Source organism: Winogradskyella sp. ECml5-4 (genome assembly GCF_036903175.1).
In the GTDB taxonomy this organism is placed as follows: Bacteria; Bacteroidota; Bacteroidia; order Flavobacteriales; family Flavobacteriaceae; genus Winogradskyella; species Winogradskyella damuponensis.
On record NZ_JAYJLF010000005.1, the window covers coordinates 280,710 to 300,319 of the forward strand.

Annotated in this window: 18 protein-coding genes; 7 read left to right on the top strand and 11 right to left on the bottom strand. The window is 32.2% G+C overall.

The genetic code is table 11. The features are described 5' to 3' along the window. Nucleotides 1-68 precede the first annotated feature (68 nt). Nucleotides 69-2,681: a DNA mismatch repair protein MutS gene (gene mutS, locus VDP25_RS06120; protein ID WP_334467861.1), complete on the bottom strand. Its 2,613-nt coding sequence runs from the start codon at nucleotides 2,679-2,681 to the stop codon at nucleotides 69-71. Between the two features lie 312 nt (nucleotides 2,682-2,993). On the opposite strand from mutS, the gene VDP25_RS06125 reads away from it, so the two are divergent. Beyond that, complete coding sequence (locus tag VDP25_RS06125; protein WP_334467862.1) at nucleotides 2,994-3,530, top strand: RNA methyltransferase; 537 nt, start codon at nucleotides 2,994-2,996, stop codon at nucleotides 3,528-3,530. Nucleotides 3,531-3,569: 39 nt separating this feature from the next. Then, nucleotides 3,570-4,184 (top strand): class I SAM-dependent methyltransferase, encoded by a 615-nt coding sequence (locus VDP25_RS06130; RefSeq protein ID WP_334467926.1) that lies wholly within the window; start codon nucleotides 3,570-3,572, stop codon nucleotides 4,182-4,184. Nucleotides 4,185-4,231: 47 nt separating this feature from the next. On the opposite strand, the gene folK is transcribed toward VDP25_RS06130, so the two are convergent. Continuing rightward, nucleotides 4,232-5,377 carry a 2-amino-4-hydroxy-6-hydroxymethyldihydropteridine diphosphokinase gene (gene folK, locus VDP25_RS06135; RefSeq protein ID WP_334467864.1) on the bottom strand — a complete coding sequence of 382 codons (1,146 nt, stop codon included), beginning with the start codon at nucleotides 5,375-5,377 and terminating at the stop codon, nucleotides 4,232-4,234. Nucleotides 5,378-5,448: 71 nt separating this feature from the next. Here folK and VDP25_RS06140 point away from each other — a divergent pair, with 71 nt between their 5' ends. The 5 genes from VDP25_RS06140 (at nucleotide 5,449) to VDP25_RS06160 (ending at nucleotide 10,844) form a co-directional block, all read left to right on the top strand. Further along, a complete protein-coding gene (locus tag VDP25_RS06140) occupies nucleotides 5,449-6,153 on the top strand; it encodes a queuosine precursor transporter (protein ID WP_334467866.1) in 705 nt (234 codons plus the stop codon). A gap of 110 nt (nucleotides 6,154-6,263) precedes the next feature. After that, complete coding sequence (locus tag VDP25_RS06145; protein WP_334467868.1) at nucleotides 6,264-8,924, top strand: AsmA-like C-terminal region-containing protein; 2,661 nt, start codon at nucleotides 6,264-6,266, stop codon at nucleotides 8,922-8,924. A gap of 115 nt (nucleotides 8,925-9,039) precedes the next feature. After that, entirely contained in the window at nucleotides 9,040-9,903 is an 864-nt protein-coding gene (locus tag VDP25_RS06150; RefSeq protein ID WP_215928363.1) for a sigma-70 family RNA polymerase sigma factor, read from the top strand. Nucleotides 9,904-10,004: 101 nt separating this feature from the next. Continuing rightward, nucleotides 10,005-10,199, top strand: a complete 195-nt coding sequence (rpsU, locus tag VDP25_RS06155) for a 30S ribosomal protein S21 (RefSeq protein ID WP_195871527.1) — start codon at nucleotides 10,005-10,007, stop codon at nucleotides 10,197-10,199. Nucleotides 10,200-10,328: 129 nt separating this feature from the next. After that, nucleotides 10,329-10,844 (top strand): gamma carbonic anhydrase family protein, encoded by a 516-nt coding sequence (locus VDP25_RS06160; protein WP_334467872.1) that lies wholly within the window; start codon nucleotides 10,329-10,331, stop codon nucleotides 10,842-10,844. Nucleotides 10,845-10,880: 36 nt separating this feature from the next. Here VDP25_RS06160 and VDP25_RS06165 read toward each other — a convergent pair whose 3' ends face one another. From VDP25_RS06165 to VDP25_RS06205, 9 genes are all read right to left on the bottom strand, one after another. Continuing rightward, nucleotides 10,881-11,228 (bottom strand): GTPase, encoded by a 348-nt coding sequence (locus VDP25_RS06165; RefSeq protein ID WP_334467874.1) that lies wholly within the window; start codon nucleotides 11,226-11,228, stop codon nucleotides 10,881-10,883. A gap of 33 nt (nucleotides 11,229-11,261) precedes the next feature. Next, nucleotides 11,262-12,041, bottom strand: a complete 780-nt coding sequence (gene murI, locus VDP25_RS06170) for a glutamate racemase (protein WP_334467876.1) — start codon at nucleotides 12,039-12,041, stop codon at nucleotides 11,262-11,264. A gap of 67 nt (nucleotides 12,042-12,108) precedes the next feature. Then, a complete protein-coding gene (locus VDP25_RS06175; protein ID WP_334467878.1) occupies nucleotides 12,109-12,609 on the bottom strand; it encodes an OmpH family outer membrane protein in 501 nt (166 codons plus the stop codon). A gap of 46 nt (nucleotides 12,610-12,655) precedes the next feature. Continuing rightward, the gene (locus VDP25_RS06180) at nucleotides 12,656-13,765 is read right to left on the bottom strand and encodes an OmpH family outer membrane protein (protein WP_334467880.1); all 1,110 of its coding nucleotides are present in this window, start codon (nucleotides 13,763-13,765) and stop codon (nucleotides 12,656-12,658) included. A 153-nt stretch (nucleotides 13,766-13,918) separates the two neighbouring features. Continuing rightward, a complete protein-coding gene (bamA, locus tag VDP25_RS06185) occupies nucleotides 13,919-16,504 on the bottom strand; it encodes an outer membrane protein assembly factor BamA (RefSeq protein WP_334467882.1) in 2,586 nt (861 codons plus the stop codon). Nucleotides 16,505-16,514: 10 nt separating this feature from the next. Continuing rightward, nucleotides 16,515-17,255 carry an isoprenyl transferase gene (locus tag VDP25_RS06190; RefSeq protein ID WP_215928354.1) on the bottom strand — a complete coding sequence of 247 codons (741 nt, stop codon included), beginning with the start codon at nucleotides 17,253-17,255 and terminating at the stop codon, nucleotides 16,515-16,517. Then, a complete protein-coding gene (porG, locus tag VDP25_RS06195) occupies nucleotides 17,256-17,945 on the bottom strand; it encodes a type IX secretion system protein PorG (RefSeq protein WP_334467885.1) in 690 nt (229 codons plus the stop codon). 110 nt (nucleotides 17,946-18,055) lie between these two features. After that, a complete protein-coding gene (locus VDP25_RS06200) occupies nucleotides 18,056-18,934 on the bottom strand; it encodes an NAD kinase (RefSeq protein WP_334467888.1) in 879 nt (292 codons plus the stop codon). A gap of 2 nt (nucleotides 18,935-18,936) precedes the next feature. Next, on the bottom strand, nucleotides 18,937-19,593 hold the full coding sequence (locus tag VDP25_RS06205) for a CBS domain-containing protein (RefSeq protein ID WP_334467890.1): 657 nt from the start codon (nucleotides 19,591-19,593) through the stop codon (nucleotides 18,937-18,939). Nucleotides 19,594-19,610: the final 17 nt, after the last annotated feature.

A 19,610-nucleotide genomic window follows, 5' to 3' on the forward strand; every position in this document is an offset into this window, starting at 1 on the left:
AAAGCGGATGCAAATTTAAAATTTAAATTCTAAATGCAAAGCCTTTTTTGAAAATTTTTTATTTTTTTTTACGCTTGCTTTTTCTTTAGCAACATTCGCTTAATTTCATTGAGTTTCATTAAAGCTTCAACAGGTGTTAATGTATCAATATCTGTATGCAAAATTTCATCCTTAATCTCCACTAAAAGAGGATCATCGAGATTAAAGAAACTTAATTGCAAATCGTCTTTAATACTTTTTACCTTATCCGTGAGCTCTTCACTTGAGTGTGACTTCTCTAATTTAGATAAAATTTTATTGGCACGTCTAATGACTTGTTGAGGCATTCCTGCCATTTTTGCCACATGAATTCCAAAACTATGTTCGCTTCCTCCTTCAACCAATTTTCTAACAAAAAGTACATTGTCTTCTAATTCTTTTACTGCAACGTTGAAATTTTTAATGCGACCAAACGTTTCTGTCATTTCATTTAACTCGTGATAATGCGTTGCAAAAAGTGTTTTAGGCTTAGATGGATGCTCATGTAAGTATTCGCTAATAGCCCAAGCGATAGAAATACCATCATAGGTACTTGTTCCTCTTCCTATTTCATCTAACAACACCAAACTACGATCCGAAATATTATTCAGAATAGAAGCCGTTTCATTCATTTCTACCATAAAGGTAGATTCTCCCATTGAAATATTATCACTAGCTCCTACGCGCGTAAAAATTTTATCTACCAAACCAATTCTAGCTTCACCTGCTGGCACAAAACTTCCTATTTGCGCTAATAACACAATTAAAGCCGTTTGCCTTAAAATTGCCGATTTACCCGACATATTAGGCCCCGTAATCATAATGATTTGCTGAGACGCTCTATCTAAAAATAAATCATTAGCAATATATGGCTCACCTATTGGCAATTGCTTTTCAATAACTGGATGACGACCATCTTTTATCTCTAAATCGTAGCTGTCATCAATTTGTGGGTACACATATTTATTAGACTTAGCTAAACTTGCAAAACCACATAAACAGTCTAATTGCCCAATAAGTTGCGCATTTTGCTGCACCGAAATAATAAATTGATGCATCCACGTTACTAAATCGGCAAATAATTGTTGTTCAATAGCCAAGATGCGTTCTTCTGCGCCTAAAATCTTTGCCTCGTATTCTTTAAGCTCTTCTGTAATGTAACGTTCCGCATTCACTAAGGTTTGCTTACGAATCCATTCTTCTGGAACTTTATCTTTATGCGAATTTCTAACTTCAATATAATAGCCAAAAACATTGTTTGACGCTATTTTTAAAGAGGTAATTCCTGTACGCTCACTTTCGCGCTTCAGCATATTATCTAAATAGGTTTTTCCTGATTGGGATAAACCTCTCAGCTCATCTAACTCTTCAGAAAAACCTGCAGCAATTGAACTTCCTTTTAAAATGTTTACTGGTGCCTCTTCGTTTAAAGTCTCCTTTATTTTTTCACGTAATAAATCGCAGCGATGTAAATTATCTCCTAATACCTTTAAAGCTTCGTTCTTACAAGTTTCAGCAACCGATTTAATAGGCACAATAGCATCCAAAGAATTTTTTAGCTGAATTACTTCCCGCGGACTCACTTTAGTCGTTGCTATTTTTGAAATAAGACGCTCAATATCTCCTATATGCTTTATTTGACCTTGAATATCTTGAAGTACGGTTTCATTTTCTAACAAATACTTCACCACTTCGTGGCGTTGCTTTATTTTTTCAGCATGTTTTAAAGGCAATGCCAACCAACGTTTTAAGGTTCGTCCTCCCATTGCCGAAATCGTTTTATCAATAATATTGATTAACGTCACCGCATTGGCATTAGTAGAATTATAAAGCTCTAAATTTCTAATGGTAAATTTATCCATCCAGACATAATCATCTGTTGCAATTCTAGAAATGGTTGCAATATGCTCTAACTTATTATGACGTGTTTCACTTAAATAATGAAGTACAACGCCTGAAGCAATAATCCCTTCATACAAATCTTCAATACCAAATCCTTTTAAGGTCTTCGTATTAAAATGTTTGGTTAATGTTTCATTGGCATAATCGGCTTGAAACACCCAATCTTCCAAATAAAAGGTATGAAAATCGTTTCCAAAGGTTTCAGAAAATACTTTTCGACTTTGTTTTGAAATTAAAACCTCACTTGGATTAAAATTCTGAAGTAGCTTATCAATGTATTCCGCATTACCTTGAGAGGTTAAAAACTCTCCTGTTGAAATATCTAAAAACGATATACCTATACGTTGTTTTTCAAAATAAACAGCTGCTAAAAAGTTATTAGACTTAGAATGTAGAATATCATCATTAAAGGCTACACCTGGCGTCACCAACTCTGTAACTCCACGTTTTACAATGGTCTTAGTTTGTTTTGGATCTTCTAATTGGTCGCAAATTGCAACACGCTCTCCTGCCTTAACTAATTTTGGCAAATACGTATTTAAAGAATGATGTGGAAAACCAGCTAATTCTGTTTCGCTTTCGCTGCCTGCACCACGTTTGGTTAAAATAATATCTAAAATCTTTGATGCTTTTACAGCGTCACTACCAAAAGTTTCGTAAAAATCGCCTACTCTAAACAGTAAAAGTGCATCAGGATATTTAACCTTGATGGCATTATACTGTTTCATTAATGGTGTTACTTTTTTTGCCTTTTTAGCCAATGGTAATCGCGTTTTAAATTATACTTTTGTACTGAATTATTTCAGAATTGCAAGTTTGCTAAATTACTTATATTTTGAGGTTTATTGAAGCTCAAAAACTAGAAGTTATTTACAAGTGTTGATAACGGCGTGCCAACTGACCTAGCTGGTTTTAAAAACTTTATTGGTCTCGTAGAATAAAAAAACACCCCTCAAGGGGACAATTGTTAAAAATATCTTTCAGATTTTTTTAACCGCAACAGTGAGACTGTCCCCTTGAGGTGAAGGGACTTTAGGGGTGTTTCAAAATTTAATTAAAAAAATTAAGTACAGTTGAAAAGAAAACTAAAAAACGAAGAATTAGATAGACTAGACGTTTCAGAATTTAAAGACGCTAAAAAGACGCCTATCATTATTATTTTAGATAATATTAGAAGTCTTAACAATATCGGTTCTGTATTTAGAACTAGCGATGCTTTTTTAATTGAGAAAATTTATCTCTGTGGCATCACCGCACAGCCTCCGCATAACGACATTAGAAAAACTGCTTTAGGAAGTACTGAAACTGTAGATTGGGCATATGCAGAACACACTATAGATGTTATTGAAAAATTAAAAGCAGAAAACGTAAACATCTGTTCTATTGAACAAGCCGAAAACGCAACTATGCTCAATGATTTTAAACCTCAACCTAATGAAAAATACGCCTTTGTATTTGGTAATGAAGTAAAAGGTGTTGACCAAAACGTAGTTGACGCTAGTGATCTGGTGATTGAAATTCCGCAATATGGCACCAAGCACTCCTTAAATATTTCGGTGAGTTGTGGTGTTGTAATTTGGGATGTGTTCAGTAAATTAAAAGCGCTGTAATAATTGAAACCAAAAACACCTTGGCCCACAAAAGATGCCATGCAGCAAGTCTATGACCTGCATCTTTGGGGAGGAAAAGACTTTGACTTTTACTCAGGTGATGGCTCTCATAACATTAAAATTATTGAACCTTACCTACATAGTGTTTCTACGTTTTTAAAATCGCATAACAACTCTCTTACTGTTTGCGATTTAGGTTGTGGTGATTTTAATATTGGAAAGCAACTCATTAATTATACTAAAAAGTATATTGGAATTGATATCGTTGAAAATTTAATTGAAAGAAACAAAACCCTATTTAAAGCCGAAAATTTAGAATTTCATTGCCTTAATATTGTTGAAGATGAATTACCAAAAACCGACTGTGTTATTTTAAGACAGGTGTTACAACACTTATCTAATACTGAAATTCAAAAAATCATTAAAAAACTCTCACATTATAAATATCTGATTCTGACAGAACACTTACCCGTTGGAAATTTTACACCTAACATAGATATTATTTCAGGACAAGGTATTAGGATTAAAAAAAATAGTGGTGTTAATCTACTGGAAGCTCCTTTTAATTTAAAAATTGTTGAAGCACAAAAACTTTCACAAATTACTTTAGATAACAATAAAGGTATAATTAAGACTACGCTTTATAGACTATAAGAAGTTCCACACCAAACAAAACTAAGAACAACAGAACCAACGGCCTACTACTTACTGCTTACTGAAGACTCATTAATCTCTCCCAACAACCACAAATAATCCGCACGATGCTTAACAAAATCCTTATCTGAAACATCAATGATTTTCACATTCATATCAGGTTGACTTTTTAAAAACTCAAGATAACCTGTATTTATTTTTTCTAGATAATCGTCTTTGATATCCTTTTCGTAATTACGGCCTCGTTTTTTAATATTAGCCTGTAAACGTTCAGTATTTTGATATAAGTAAACGTACAAATCTGGCTTTGCAATATCTTTGTAAACTTGATAAAACAGTTTACGATATAAACGGAATTCATCTTCTGGCAAGGTTACTTTAGAGAAAATAAGCGACTTATTTACATCATAATCACTAACCATAAAATCCTTAAACAAATCTAATTGTGATAAATCATCACTAATTTGTTGATAACGGTCTGCCAAAAAAGACATTTCCAAGGTAAAGGCATAACGTTCTGGCTCTTTGTAGAATTTTGGTAAAAACGGATTATCAGCAAAACGCTCTAATATTAGTTTAGCATTAAAGTCTTTAGAAATTTTATTAGCCAAACTTGTTTTTCCGGCTCCAATATTACCTTCAATTGCTAAATAATTATAATTATTAAAGGTGTAAACTTTCCTTGGATTCTTTAGCCAAATATTAACGTGTTCTATCTCTGAATTATCTATACACTGACCTAATAATGCTTCGATTGAAGTATTTAAAACCGGATGCTTAAAATCTTTAGCGATATCAAGCAGTGGCTGTAAAACAAATGTACGATGTTGTATTTGTGGATGCGGAATGATTAAGTTTTTTTCTTCAAGAATTTCGTCTTCAAAAAACAGAATATCTAAATCTATTTCGCGAGATTCATAACCACTGGTAGTTTTAGCAGCTCTACCCAACTTAAGTTCAATCTCTTGTAATAATTTTAAGACGCTCTTAGGCCTTAATTCTGTTTCAACCGCAATACAGGCATTAAAAAAATCGTCACCTTCAAAACCAAAAGCTGGCGTTTTATATACTTTAGAAATCTTTTTAACCGCACCAATACGTTCAAAAATAGCATCAATAGCAGATTGCAAATACTGCAATTTATTGCCTTTGTTACTCCCTAATGCTATATGGATGGTTTTGGTTGGTTTCATCGAAGCAACAAAATAACTAAAACAAATTTTATTACTTTAGCTTTACCTAAACTATTTATTAACCATTTTTAATGTCATTAAAAGACAAGCTTTTAGCCCAACGTATTTACTTCTTACTTGGAGGACTTTTTATCACTTCGCTCGTCGTTTCAAACCTAATATTTCAAAAATTCTTTTATTGGCATCCTTTTGATGTTGAGATTTTTGGTTCTAAATTATTTGAGATTTCTGTTGGTATTTTACCCTATCCCATTACATTTTTAATTACAGATTTAATTAGTGAGATTTATGGTAAAAAACGTGCTAACGACATTGTGGTGGTTGGTATTTTTGCTTCACTATTTTCCTTATTAATTATCTATACAGCGTCAAGTGTACCTGCTACAAATTGGTCTTATGTTAATGACACCATGTTTAACAAAGTCTTTGGGAACACGTCGCTTGCTGTTTTTGCTAGTATGGTGACCTATTTATTTGCTCAGTTTGTAGATATTCAAATCTATCATTTCTGGAAACGATTAACCAAAGGCAAACACCTTTGGTTACGTAATAATTTCTCGACATGGTTTTCTCAATTTATAGACACCTTTACTATTGTGTTTTTACTCTGTTCATTTGGCATTATAGATTGGGCAAATTTTCCAGGATTACTCATTAGCGGCTTTATTTTCAAAGTATTAATCGCATTATTAGACACGCCTTTTTTATATTTAGGCGTCTATTTATTCAGAAAGCGTTTTAAGCTAAAGGTAAATGAGGAAATAAATTTATTATAACCGCTAAACAAAACATTAAAATCTTCTTAAACTTACCGAAATTAGCAACTTTTATACGGAATTTTGCGTATATAACTAAAGAAGCTATTTAAAACTTACAAATACTAATTATGAAGAAAGTCCTCAAAATTGTCGGAATCATTTTACTACTTTTTATTGCGATTCTTATTGCAATACCTTTTGTCTTAGAGTCTAAAATAGATGCCATTGTTCAAAACTATGCTGATGAAAACTTAAATGCCGAACTAACTTTTGACGATATTAGCCTAAGCCTTATCAGTAGTTTTCCTAAAGCCGAAATTAGTGTAGACAATTTAAAAATCACCAACCGCGCTCCTTTTAAAGGAGAAACCTTAGCTACAGCAAAATCATTGTCTTTTGAAATGGGAGTTATGCAATTATTGAAAGGCACGGAAGAACCTCTAGAGGTTAATGAAATAATAGCCAATGAGCTACTTCTTATTTTAAAAACCAATAAAACTGGTGCTGTAAATTATGACATTGTAAAGGAAAGTGAAACAGATGCGGCACCTGTAGACACCGAAGCTTCAAGCGGTTTTAGTTTTGATATTGACAACTACGAACTTAACAACAGTGCTTTTACCTATATTGATGACACATCTAATATGGCATTTTACCTTACAGAAATTAACCATAAAGGAACAGGTATATTTTCTGGAGGCAAGTCGGAACTAGACACAAACACAGAAGCTAATGTCACCTTTGCTATGGACAGCACTGAATACTTAAGCAATAATAGCATTAAGCTAGACGCACTCATCGATTTAGATTTAGAACAACAGAAATACACCTTCAAAGAAAACAAAGCCTACATCAATGCCTTACCCTTAGAATTTGATGGTTTTGTGCAGTTGGTTGAAGCTGGACAACAAATTGACATTACGTTTAAAAACCCTGAAGCATCCTTCAAAGATTTTTTAGCTGTTATTCCTAAAGCTTATGCTAAGGATATTGAAAACGTAAGCACTACTGGGAATTTTACCGTAAACGGAATTGTTAAAGGATTAGTTTCAGAAGAAACAATACCAACCTTAGATATTAATTTAAATTCCAGTAATGCATCATTTAAATTTCCTGATCTTCCAAAAAGCGTCCGAAATATTGCGATTGACGCTTCGGTAAAAAACACAACAGGTAATGTAGACGACACATTTGTAAACATTAATAAACTGAATTTTCAAATTGATGAAGATGTATTTAAATCTGAAGCTTCTATTAAAAACCTCACAAAAAACATGTTGGTTGCTGCCAAATTAGATGGTGTTTTAAATTTAGCAAACATCACTAAAGCTTACCCTATTGAATTAGAGAATGAACTTAGCGGTATCTTAAAAGGAAATGTCAGCACTTCTTTTGATATGAACGCCATTGAAACAAATGCTTACCAACGCATTAAAAATGTTGGTAGTGTTTCGTTATCTAATTTTGTATTTTCTTCTGAGGACATTGTAAATCCGATACAAATCAATAAAGCAGATTTAACGTTTAAACCAGGAACTGTAAGCTTAAATAGTTTTGATGCTTTAACGGGACAGAGTGATTTTTCAGCTACAGGAACTATTACCAATTTACTAGGTTTTCTTTTAAGCGATAAAAAATTAGAAGGTAACTTTAATGTTAACTCTAATACGTTTGCCATTTCAGATTTTATGGTAGAAGATGAAACAGCTAGTGAAACCTCTAATAAAACAACCTCTGAAACAGAATCTCTTAAAATTCCTGCATTTTTAGATTGCACTATTACAGCCAATGCTAAAACAGTAATTTATGACAATCTAAATCTAAAAAACGTAAAAGGGCAACTATTAATTAAAGACCAAAATGCGAATTTAAAAAATATGACCACAGATATTTTTAACGGTCAATTAGGGATTTCTGGTAATGTATCCACTAAATCTGCAAAGCCAAGTTTTGATATGAAATTAGGCATGCAAAACTTTGACATATCACAATCCTTCAAAGATTTAGAAATGCTAAAAGCCTTGGCACCAATTGCTAATGTATTGCAAGGAAAATTAAATTCTACCATTGATATTAGCGGTTTTTTAGACGAAAGCTTCTCTCCAGATTTAACAACAATGTCTGGTAATGCTTTGGCTGAAATTTTAACAGATAAAGTAGATACAAGCAACAGTCCTTTACTAACAAGCTTAGATAGCAAATTAGATTTTATTGATTTTAACAAACTAGATTTAAAAGACATTAAAACGAATTTAAGTTTTGAAAACGGACAAGTTTCTGTAAAACCATTCACTATTAATTATAAAGACATTCCTATTGAAGTCTCTGGTTCTCATAGCTTTTCAAATACAATGAACTACAGTGCTGTTTTACAAGTACCAGCTAAATATTTAGGAAGTGAAGTCAATCGTTTGATTGGAAAAATTAATGACAATGAAGTCAATAATCTAACGGTTCCAATAACAGCTAGTATTGGTGGCACATTTGCAAGCCCTAATATTAAAACCGATTTAACATCTGGTGTTACCAACTTAACCAATCAATTAATTGAAATTGAAAAACAAAAATTAATAGGAAAAGGAAAAGATAAGGTTACAGATTTATTAGGTGGCCTTTTAGGAGGAAACTCAACTCCTACAAAAACCGATTCTACATCTACAAAAGAAGATACAACAAAGTCATCTACTGAAGACAAAGTTAAAGAAGGAGTAGGTAATATTTTGGGTGGACTATTAGGCGGAAAGAAAAAAACAAGTAACAAAAAAGCGACAGATTCAACCAAAAATTAACCGTTCAACGGTTAAAATAGCTATTTTTCGTTAAAACCTGTTAATAATAACCTAATTGTTTGGAATTCTTAATTATTAGATTACATTGAAGGTTCACTAAATTTTAAAAGGATATATGAGGCAGTTAAAAATCACCAAGCAGGTTACCAACAGAGAAGACAAATCTTTAGATAAATATTTACAAGATATAAGTAAAATTCCGTTGATTACTGCTGATGAAGAAGTGGAATTAGCACAGCTTATAAAAAAAGGTGATCAAGCAGCTTTAGACAAACTAACGACAGCCAATCTTAGGTTTGTGGTTTCAGTTGCTAAACAATACCAAAATCAAGGTTTAAAATTACCAGATTTAATTAATGAAGGTAATGCTGGTTTAGTAAAAGCCGCAAAACGTTTTGATGAAACAAGAGGTTTTAAATTTATTTCTTATGCTGTATGGTGGATTAGACAAGCGATATTACAAGCATTAGCAGAGCAATCGCGTATTGTAAGATTACCATTAAATAAAATTGGCACAATTAATAAAATTAATAAAGCTTTCTCTCATTTAGAACAGCTTCACCAAAGGCCACCAAATGCAGAAGAAGTTGCTCGCGAATTGGATATTAGTGTTCGTGAAGTAAAGCAATCTATGAAAAACTCTGGTCGTCACCTCTCAATGGATGCTCCATTAAAAGATGGAGAAACATTTAGTTTATATGATGTCGTAAGTTCTGGTGAATCACCAAGACCTGATAGAGATTTAATGAAAGAGTCTTTAAACACGGAAGTTGAACGTGCTCTAGAAACACTAACTCAAAAGGAAAGTGATGTGATTCGTTTAAATTTTGGAATCGGAGATCAACCACCAATGACCCTTGAAGAAATTGGAAGTATTTACGATTTAACACGTGAACGTGTAAGACAAATCAGGGAAAAAGGTATTAGAAGATTAAGACATGCAAGTAAGAGTAAAATCTTAAAAACATACCTAGGTTAAAAATAAATATCTAAAACGTTGAATTAATTTTTTATTTTCAAATAGTTAGCATATATTTGCCGACCATTTGCAAGAATTAGTTAACAAAAATATATCGATAAATGATTAAAATCGAAATCAAAGAAGGAGAAAATATAGAACGTGCACTTAAGCGTTACAAGCGTAAACACAGAAATGTGCAAATTATGCAAAACCTTAGAGAATCTCGTTATTTCACTAAACCTTCTGTAAAAAGAAGAAGAGAGATTCAGAAAGCTGAATACATTCAAGGTTTGAGAGACGCTGAAGATATATAGATATATATTTCTATAAGATAATATTAAAGAGTAGCATAATGCTGCTCTTTTTTTATGCAATAAATCCTGCATATCTTAATTTTTCATTTTATCTTATAGCCTTTATAACTTATAATATAAAACTAAATTATGCCAATTATAAAACCTGTTAAAGGAAAACATCCACAAATTCCAAAAGATTGCTACGTAGCAGAAAATGCAACTATTGTTGGAGAAGTTTCTATGGGAAAAGAATGTAGCGTATGGTTTAACGCCGTAATTCGAGGTGATGTACATTTTATAAAAATGGGCAACAAGGTAAATATACAAGATGGTGCAGTGATTCATGCAACATATAAAAAATCACCAACAACCATTGGTAATAATGTATCTATAGGTCATAATGCCATAGTGCATGGTTGTACTATAAAAGATAATGTGCTTATTGGTATGGGAAGTATTATTATGGACGATTGTATTGTTGAAAGCAATAGTATTGTCGCTGCAGGTGCTGTATTAACTAAAAATACCATTGTAGAATCTGGAAGCATCTATGCTGGAGTACCTGCAAAAAAAGTAAAGGACATTAGCAAAGAATTAATTTCAGGTGAAATTGATAGAATCGCTAATAATTATGTAGAATATTCAAGTTGGTTTAAGGAGTAATTTTGAGCGTCTAAAAAGCTGAACACCTTATCTATATTAAACCTCTCGTTTTAAGCGTTCAATTAAGCCTTCAACATTTGAAATCTCTTTTAAGACATCTGGATTTAAAACCGTTGTTAGCTCATGACCTTCTAACTTAAGAATGGTTGGATACATTATTTTTACACTAGGAAATTTTGCTTCAAACTCATCTTTATGATAAAATTCCATTTTAAAATGATTTTCTGACCTAAAGTTCTTCCAAATTGTATTTTCTGTAAATGCATCATGTGTCAAAGCACACAAACTACATTTATAGGTTGAAGGACTAAAAAGCTTATGTCCTGCATCAAACAATGCATTTAATGCCCCTGATTTAGCATTATAAACAAATAGTAATTTCATAATAGATTAGTATACTTTAAAAAGGAAACCTTACTAAAAATCTAAATAAGTCGCATTAAATTGTTGATCTATAATTGAATTTAAAACTGCCACATTACCGTTAGAAAATAACTGTATCGTTGGATTTAACTCAGAATTGTTTAATAAGTTTTTATCCGATAAAATTGTTTGTGTCTGTTTTGCTACCGCCAAACCCGAATCAATAATTTTTATGTGCTCTGGAAGCATTTTAGAGAGCATAGGAATAAGGTACGGATAATGTGTGCAGCCTAGAACCAAGTAATCAATATTTTGCTCTAACATCGGTTTTAAATAGGCCTCTAGCAATACCTGCATTTCAATCGAGTCTAGCTTACCCGATTCTATTAATGGCACAATACCTTCACCTACTTGCTCAATCACTTTTATTCCATTAGTATATAAATCTGTTGTTTGGTGAAAAAGTTGACTACTTAAAGTTCCTTTTGTTGCTAAAATACCTATGACCTTAGTTTTAGTATTTAGAGCTGCTGGCTTTATTGCCGGTTCTATACCAATAAAAGGAATGCTGTAGTTTTTTCTTAGATAAGAGATAGCATTTGTTGTAGCTGTATTACAAGCCACAATAATGATTTTACAACCTTTACTTATAAGATATTCGGTATTTTTAATACTTAGCTTGAGAATGTCTTGGCTTGTTTTATTCCCGTAAGGTGCATTTTTACTATCGGCTAAATAGATGTAATTTTCATTTGGTAAAAGCGTATAAATCTCCTTGAAGATAGATGTACCTCCAATACCCGAATCAAATATACCAATGCTTTTTTTACTCATGTATACAAAAATAAAAAGTCGCTTATTAATAAGCGACTTTCTAAATGTTTATTTTTTTTAATTAGGATTACATTCCTAATTGTTTTTTAACATCTGCCATAAGGTCTTTACCATCTGCTACAATTAACATTGCAGAATCTACAACATATTGAAATCCTTGTGCTTTAGCCACAGCTTTAATCGCATTGTCTGCTTTTTCAACGATAGGCTTTAAAAGATTAAATTCTTTTTCTTGTAAGCTTTTTTGAGCTTGTTGTTGGTATTCTCCTAAGCTCTGCTTGATACCTTCAACCTCTTGCATACGTGCTTGATTCTCTTCATTAGTCTTTGTAGGCTCTTCTGCTGTATATTGCTTTAATTTTTTGTCTAACTCTTTAAGTGAATTTTGAATTTCAGCTTCATAAGTTTTACCCATCTTTTCAATATCTATTTGTGCTTGGGTATAAGCTGGCATAGATTTAATTAATTCTTGCTTATTAATATGAGCAATTTGACTTTGAGCAGCTGTAAGACTTGTAGCTCCTATAAAAAGTACCGATGCAAATAATAAAGTTTTTAAATGTTTCATTTTTCTAAATTGTATTTGTGTGTTATAAATTATTAATTGTTTACTTCTAGTTGTCTCCGTTTTTCTTGGATTTAGCGATAGAATCTAGTCTTTTTACTTGTCTTTCTCGCTCTTCACGTGCTTTTTTACGTTCTTCTAAAATTTTATTTTTTCTATCTGCTAAAGCTTTCTGACGTGCTTCTCTTTCTTTTATTTTATTAAGGCGTTGTGCTTCTGCTATTTCCGCAGCTGTTTTAGGCTTTTTAGAGCTTATTGAGTCTTTTTTAACAGCACCTTTAGCTTTTGTACTATCTGTTTTTACAATTGGTCTCGCACTTGCTGTAGAATCTTTTGCTGTAGCTTTATCAGAAGTAGAAGCAGATTTATTATTTCTTGCCTCTATGGCCTTTTGACGGCGCTCTTCTGCCTCTTTCTTTTTAGCGTCGCGTAATGCTTCTTGTGCTTTTTTTCTATCCTCTGCTGCTTTCTCACGTTCTGCACGTTTAGCTGCCAATTCTTCTTCACGTTTAGCTTTACGATCCTCTAATGCTTGTTGACGAGCATCCTTATCTCCTCCTCCTACAACTGGCACAACCGCTTCATCTTCTAATGCCTTGCGCTCTTTTTTATTTTTAGCTTGTGATCTTTTAGATGTTCTTGTAATTGTTTGCAGTACACGCTCACTAATATCATAACGTTCTGCAGAATACAACATCACAACATCTGCTGATTTATCAAATACAAAATCATACTTTCCAGTTTCTGCGATATCTTGCACTGCTGCAAAAATTTGATCTTGTATAGGTTCTATTAACTGACGCTTTTGAATCATTAAATCTCCATCTGGTCCAAAACGCTTTTGTTGATAATCTAAAATTTCAGCTTCTTCAAAAGAAATATCCTCAAAACGCTCATCGTATAATTCTTTAGTTAAAAGGACACGTTCATTATCAAGCTCTGATTTCTTTTGTTCTATGGCTCTTAATTTTGTTTCTATTTCAGATTTCCAATCTTTCACCTTTTTATCTAACTGCGTAGAGGCTTGTTGGTATTCAGGTACGTTTTGTAAAATGTATTCTGTATCTATATAACCTATTCTTACTCCACGCTGGGCATTTGCAGTAAAGCTCAACAGGCTTATTGTTGCTAGTAAAAAAAGAACTTTAAATTTCATCATTTTTGTTTTTGTATTTTGAGACATTTTACTTGTAAAACCAAATGTGTTATCATTTTAGTATTACTAATCATCAAATTTAACGAAATATATTCTTAAAAATTTTAACACCATGATGAAATCCTTGTTTAGCTATTAGAAAATATCGTGCCAAACTTAAAATTGCTGCCCAATAATAAAGTGTGTTTCCCATTTTTTGACTGTTGCTCCATATGGAGATTCATCAAAGGCATGACCAAAGTCTATCCCAAGTAAACCAAAGGCTGGCATAAAAATTCGCAGTCCAAAACCGGCAGATCTTTGAAGGTTAAATGGATCAAAATCTTTAAAGTCATTTACAGATGAACCTGCTTCTAAAAATGATAATGCATAAATTTTAGCTTGTGCACCTAAAGTGATAGGATATCTTAATTCTAAAGAAAATTTATTATAGATTGAACCTCCATCTTCTGATGATAACGACTGGTTTGGATAACCACGTAATTGCACAACTTCCCTTCCATCTAATGAAAAATTACCTAAACCATCACCACCAACAAAGAAACGCTCAAAAGGAATTACACCACGTGCATTATTATAAGCTCCAAGGAATCCAAACTCTACACTTGGTCGTAATATTAATTTTTTAGTTAAAGCCTGATACCAATCTGCTTTAAATTTAATTTTATAAAACTCTAACCATTTAAAACGCTCTTGGTCAATTTCACCTATTCTTTCTGCGGCGTTATTATATAAAGTAGTTTCTTGTAAACTAGGGTTTGGATTTGATTGATAATCACTAATTATTTCGTTTTGTTCTGCTCTTTCGTCCTGTAAAGCATCATAATCTACACCATTAACTAATGAATAAGGGAATGAAAACTTAGCTGATACTGAAAAATTAGAACCTCCCGTTGGGAAAATTGGATCGTTATAAAGGTTGTTTCTACTTAATCCAATAGTATAAGATAAGTTATTAGAAGTACCATCACCAAAAGTAAATAAACCGGTGTTGTAATTCTGAAGATCATAATGCTGATAACTTATGGCTTGTGATAACAAAAAGTAATCATCTGGCTTTGACAATCTTGTTGAAAGACCAAAGGTTAAACCTGTTATATTAAAACGTTTACTTTTATCTGCATTTCCTGTTGACGAATCATATAAAAATTGTCTTGAATGCGAAAGCGATGATGACATTTGAAATGGTTTTTTACCACCAAACCAAGGCTCACTAAATGAAAAGCTATACGTTTGAAAAAACTGACTTGCTTGAAGTCTTAATGCTAAACTCTGACCATCACCTCTTGGTACTGGTTTATAAGCGTCTTTCTTAAAGATATCCTTTATTGAAAAGTTATTAAACGATAAGCCTAAAGTACCGATGAAGCCTCCTCCACCATAACCACCTTGTAACTGTATCTGACTAGATCCTTGCTCTACAACAGAATACTCTATATCTAAGGTACCATCTACAGGGTTTGGATTTTTAACATTTGGTGAAATCTGTTGTGCGTCAAAATACCCTAATTGCCCAAGCTCTCTAATGGTTCTAATAATATCTGCTTTTCTGTAAAGCATACCAGGACGTGTTCTTAATTCTCTATAAACCACATGATCGTTTGTAACATCATTACCAATTACAGTAACATTATTAAAATACGCTGGTTTACCTTCAGAGATACGGATTTCCATATCTATTACATTTCCTTCTGCACTAACTTCAACAGGGTTTATTGTAGAGAACATATAACCATAATTCTGATAAGCATTGGTTATGTCATTAGCATCTGGATTAGTTTCGTCTGCAATACGCTCTCTTAACTCTACTCCATTATATGTATCTCCTTCTTTTATTCCAAGAAGACTAGATAAATACTGATCTGTATATACTGTGTTACCTACAAAAGTAATTTTTCCAAAAGTGTATTTTTCACCTTCTTCTACTTTAATATTAAGAGCTATATTTTTCTTATCTAAATAGGTAATAGAATCAGATATAATTCTAGCATCTCTATAACCATTTTCTTTATAGTAATCTACTACACTTATAAGATCTTCTCTAAAATTATCTTCAATATATTTTGAACGTTTTAAAAGTCGAATAAAATTCTTTTTCTTCGTATTTTTCATTGCTCTACGAAGCTTTTTATCGGCCATTATTTCATTACCTTCAAAATTAATCGTTTTAATTTTTACTTTTTCGCCTCTGTCTATATCAATGCGCATATTAACACGCTCTTTCTCTACAGAGTCAATAACTTGTGACGTACTAATTTTTATTTTAGTATTTAAAAATCCTTTTTTCTTATATTTATTGGTAAGGTAATTTCTAGTTGTAGCAATAAGGTTTTCTGTTACTTTCAGACCTGGCTTAAGCTTATTCTCTTCAATAACCTCTTCCTTTTTTCCTTTTCTTACACCTTCAACGGTAATATCCTTAAGTTCTGGTAAATCACTAAGATGAATTTCTAAGTTTGCTGTATTGCCTTCTATATTTGTAACATAGATATCTATACTGCTAAACAAATTAGATTTCCATAATGTTTTAACAGCATTAGCTATTTTCTCTCCACCAACTTGTACCTCTTCATCCTTTCTAAGTTTAGAATAAGCAATTATAGTTTGTGCACTAAAATTAGTGTTTCCTGTAACAATTATTTCTTTGATTAAATAGGTTTCTCCTTCTTCAACCTGAGCATTACTGGTAAATGCAACTGTAAATAGTAATACAGTACATATAAATTTAATAAATGACTTCAATACTGTCTTATTAGGTAAGTTGTTCGCTTGTTTTTCCAAATCTTCGTTCTCTATTTTGATAATTTATGAGTGCCTCATATAGATCTTCTTTTCTAAAATCTGGCCACAAAATATCTGTAAAATATAATTCTGCATAGGCTATTTGCCAAAGCAAAAAATTACTAATACGTTGTTCTCCACTTGTGCGAATAAGCAGGTCTACGTCTGGTAAATTTTGCGTGTAAAGATGCTTATTTATAATGGATTCATCAATACTTTCAGCAGAAATTATATTATTTTTAACTTTAACTGACAATTCTTTAATAACATTAACAATTTCTTCACGAGAACCATAGCTTAATGCTAAAGTTAATGTCATATTTTTATTATCCTTTGTCTTTTCTATAACATCTAATAGTTCTTGATGCGCTTTTTTAGGTAAATCGCTCAAACAACCAATTGCACAGAGTTTTATACTATTGTCTTGAAGTGTTTTAATTTCCTTTTTTAAAGATTTTACTAAAAGCTTCATTAAGGTTTGTACTTCTAACTTTGGTCTGTTCCAATTTTCTGTAGAAAAAGCATAAAGTGTTAGGTTTTTAATTCCTATCTCTGCACTTGCTTCAACGGTTTGTCTTACTGACTTTGTCCCATTTTCATGACCAATAGCGCGTAACATTCCTTTTTGTTTTGCCCAACGACCGTTGCCATCCATAATAATAGCAACATGTTTAGGTAACTTTTCTTTATTTATTTGATCTTTTAAACTCATTTAAAAATTGCAATAGCATGGTCTTCTTCCAAAGGTGTAAGTTAATGTAATTCCTGTAAACATATACCAATCTGTGTTATTCGTATTTCCAAAACTAAATACTTCTCTATCTACAGAATCTGGAACACTTCCATCTAACTCATCCGAAAAAGTATAACGTGCACCAATTTCTGCCGCCAAAACAAGGTGATATGCTATGTTTGTTTTATATCCCAAAGCCATAGGAATTCCTACCGCCCAACTACTTGTGCCTTCTGATGTATACTCACCTGTTGGAGTAAAATAATAATTATCATGATTGGCTAGAGAAATACCCGAATACAAATATGGTGTACCTTTCATACCACTCGAATGTAAGTCGAAATCTAAAAATGTAAATTCCATTCCTGCTGAAATTTCCAATATACTTGTATCAAACTGATAACCACGTTGTTTTCGCCTAGGATCGTCAGATTCTCCATCAACCCCTTTTAAGTCTGAAAATATTAAAGAAGCTCTAAACGAATGCCTTGGACTTCTATTCCATCTTGCAACAATACCAAAAGCAGGTTGATTTGGCGAAATATAATCTGTTGCACCAACATCTCCAATAAAATTACTTCCACCAGCAAATATACCAACCTCATAGATTTGAGCATCAGCCTTATTAATAATAAAAGTACTTAAAATAATTAGAAAAATATACCTCATAAATTTTTCAAAGTTTGCAAATATAACAATTAAGATTTGTGTGTAACAATTTGATGCAAATTGTCTTACTCATTAACAATTTAAAGAGGTATTTATTGTATTATTTAGCTTTAGTTACGTCGATCTTCTCCCCAAAGCAACTTTTTTCGGAGTGTTGCCAAAAAGGTTTCGTCTAGTAGTTCTACCATTTTTACAACAAAATCTGCTTTTTTTACAGTAACTGTTGTGGTATTAGATAATGTTACAATCCTTGAATCTAACGACATTAAAAACTGATCTTCTCTACCGCTAACTTTTAAGGTTACTGTTGTATTGTCTGGAATAACCAAAGGACGTGCGCTTAAATTATGTGGTGCTATTGGAGTTAACACAAAATTATTTGCATCAGGAGCAATTACTGGCCCACCACAACTTAAAGAATATCCTGTAGAACCTGTGGGCGTAGATAATATGAGTCCATCTGCCCAATATGAGGTTAAATATTCACCGTTAAGATGTGTTTCAACGGTAATCATAGATGTTGTATTTTTTCGACTTAATGCAATTTCGTTAAGTGCAAAACTTGTATTAACGACATCATTATGTCCTGGATCAGTTGTGACACTTAATAATGAACGTTCAGAAATTTTATAATCACCACTAAATATTTCTGATAAGGCTGTTTGAATATCTTCAACTTGTATCGTTGCTAAAAACCCCAAACGTCCTGTATTAATTCCCACTATAGGAATACCTAAATCTCTCACATAAGTTACAGCTCTTAATATAGTACCATCACCTCCTACACTTATTAATAAATCATAACTCGTATCTAATTCGTCAAATGTTTTAACTTCTGAACTATTCTGAATGGCTGTATTTTGAGTTGTTAAAAATTCACTTTCAAAAAAAACAGTGGCATGTTTTAATAACAAAAAATTAAAAAGCTGCTGAACTGTTTCTTGAGTTGTTTCTTTTACATAATTCTGCCCGTAAATTGCTACCTTCATAATTACATATTTAGGTATTTATCGAGATATTGCGAGCGATCTTTTAAACTTTCGATATAAGAATCCTCTTCATGACCTGAAATAATATTATAACTATAACGTCTAAAAGTATGAATAACGTCATTAATACTAGCGTTACCAATTTTTACCGTTATCCTCACTAAATCGCTATCCATTTTAGAAATAAAAGCACCTAGTAATTTAGCGTTGTTAGACTCTACAATCTGACTAATTTCACTAAACGAATAATCGTTAATTCCTTTTTCAACAATTAAAATACCGCCTGGCTCTGCAAAGAAAGGTGTTTCATTAAACAAATGAATGATATCATTTAACTCATAATAACCAAGATATTTATTGTTTTGATCTAAGATGGGCATAATATTAGAATCGTTTTGTGCAAACGCTTCGAGCACATCTAACCAAATAGTCGTTGGCCTTACAAAAAAACCTTCTATAGCATAATTACAGTCACTAATAGAATTAGCACCTTCAAAACAATGCGCGTCAGTTTCTGAAACACATCCCATATACACACCATCTTTATGAATAGGAATATGTGAATATGTTAACTGATTAAAAAGCAATTTTAAATCGCTTACTTTATCAGTAATACTCAACGGTTTTATATCATTTATTACAAAATCTTGAAGCTCCATTATACAATATTAAATAA

Bases quoted from the DNA above. Each gene is read 5' to 3' on its own strand.
- VDP25_RS06130 (WP_334467926.1), top strand. From the start codon at position 3,570: ATGCAGCAAGTCTATGACCTGCATCTTTGGGGAGGAAAAGACTTTGAC.
- folK (WP_334467864.1), bottom strand. From the start codon at position 5,377: ATGAAACCAACCAAAACCATCCATATAGCATTAGGGAGTAACAAAGGC.
- VDP25_RS06140 (WP_334467866.1), top strand. From the start codon at position 5,449: ATGTCATTAAAAGACAAGCTTTTAGCCCAACGTATTTACTTCTTACTT.
- VDP25_RS06145 (WP_334467868.1), top strand. From the start codon at position 6,264: ATGAAGAAAGTCCTCAAAATTGTCGGAATCATTTTACTACTTTTTATT.
- VDP25_RS06150 (WP_215928363.1), top strand. From the start codon at position 9,040: ATGAGGCAGTTAAAAATCACCAAGCAGGTTACCAACAGAGAAGACAAA.
- rpsU (WP_195871527.1), top strand. From the start codon at position 10,005: ATGATTAAAATCGAAATCAAAGAAGGAGAAAATATAGAACGTGCACTT.
- VDP25_RS06160 (WP_334467872.1), top strand. From the start codon at position 10,329: ATGCCAATTATAAAACCTGTTAAAGGAAAACATCCACAAATTCCAAAA.
- VDP25_RS06165 (WP_334467874.1), bottom strand. From the start codon at position 11,228: ATGAAATTACTATTTGTTTATAATGCTAAATCAGGGGCATTAAATGCA.
- murI (WP_334467876.1), bottom strand. From the start codon at position 12,041: ATGAGTAAAAAAAGCATTGGTATATTTGATTCGGGTATTGGAGGTACA.
- VDP25_RS06175 (WP_334467878.1), bottom strand. From the start codon at position 12,609: ATGAAACATTTAAAAACTTTATTATTTGCATCGGTACTTTTTATAGGA.
- VDP25_RS06180 (WP_334467880.1), bottom strand. From the start codon at position 13,765: ATGATGAAATTTAAAGTTCTTTTTTTACTAGCAACAATAAGCCTGTTG.
- VDP25_RS06190 (WP_215928354.1), bottom strand. From the start codon at position 17,255: ATGAGTTTAAAAGATCAAATAAATAAAGAAAAGTTACCTAAACATGTT.
- porG (WP_334467885.1), bottom strand. From the start codon at position 17,945: ATGAGGTATATTTTTCTAATTATTTTAAGTACTTTTATTATTAATAAG.
- VDP25_RS06200 (WP_334467888.1), bottom strand. From the start codon at position 18,934: ATGAAGGTAGCAATTTACGGGCAGAATTATGTAAAAGAAACAACTCAA.
- VDP25_RS06205 (WP_334467890.1), bottom strand. From the start codon at position 19,593: ATGGAGCTTCAAGATTTTGTAATAAATGATATAAAACCGTTGAGTATT.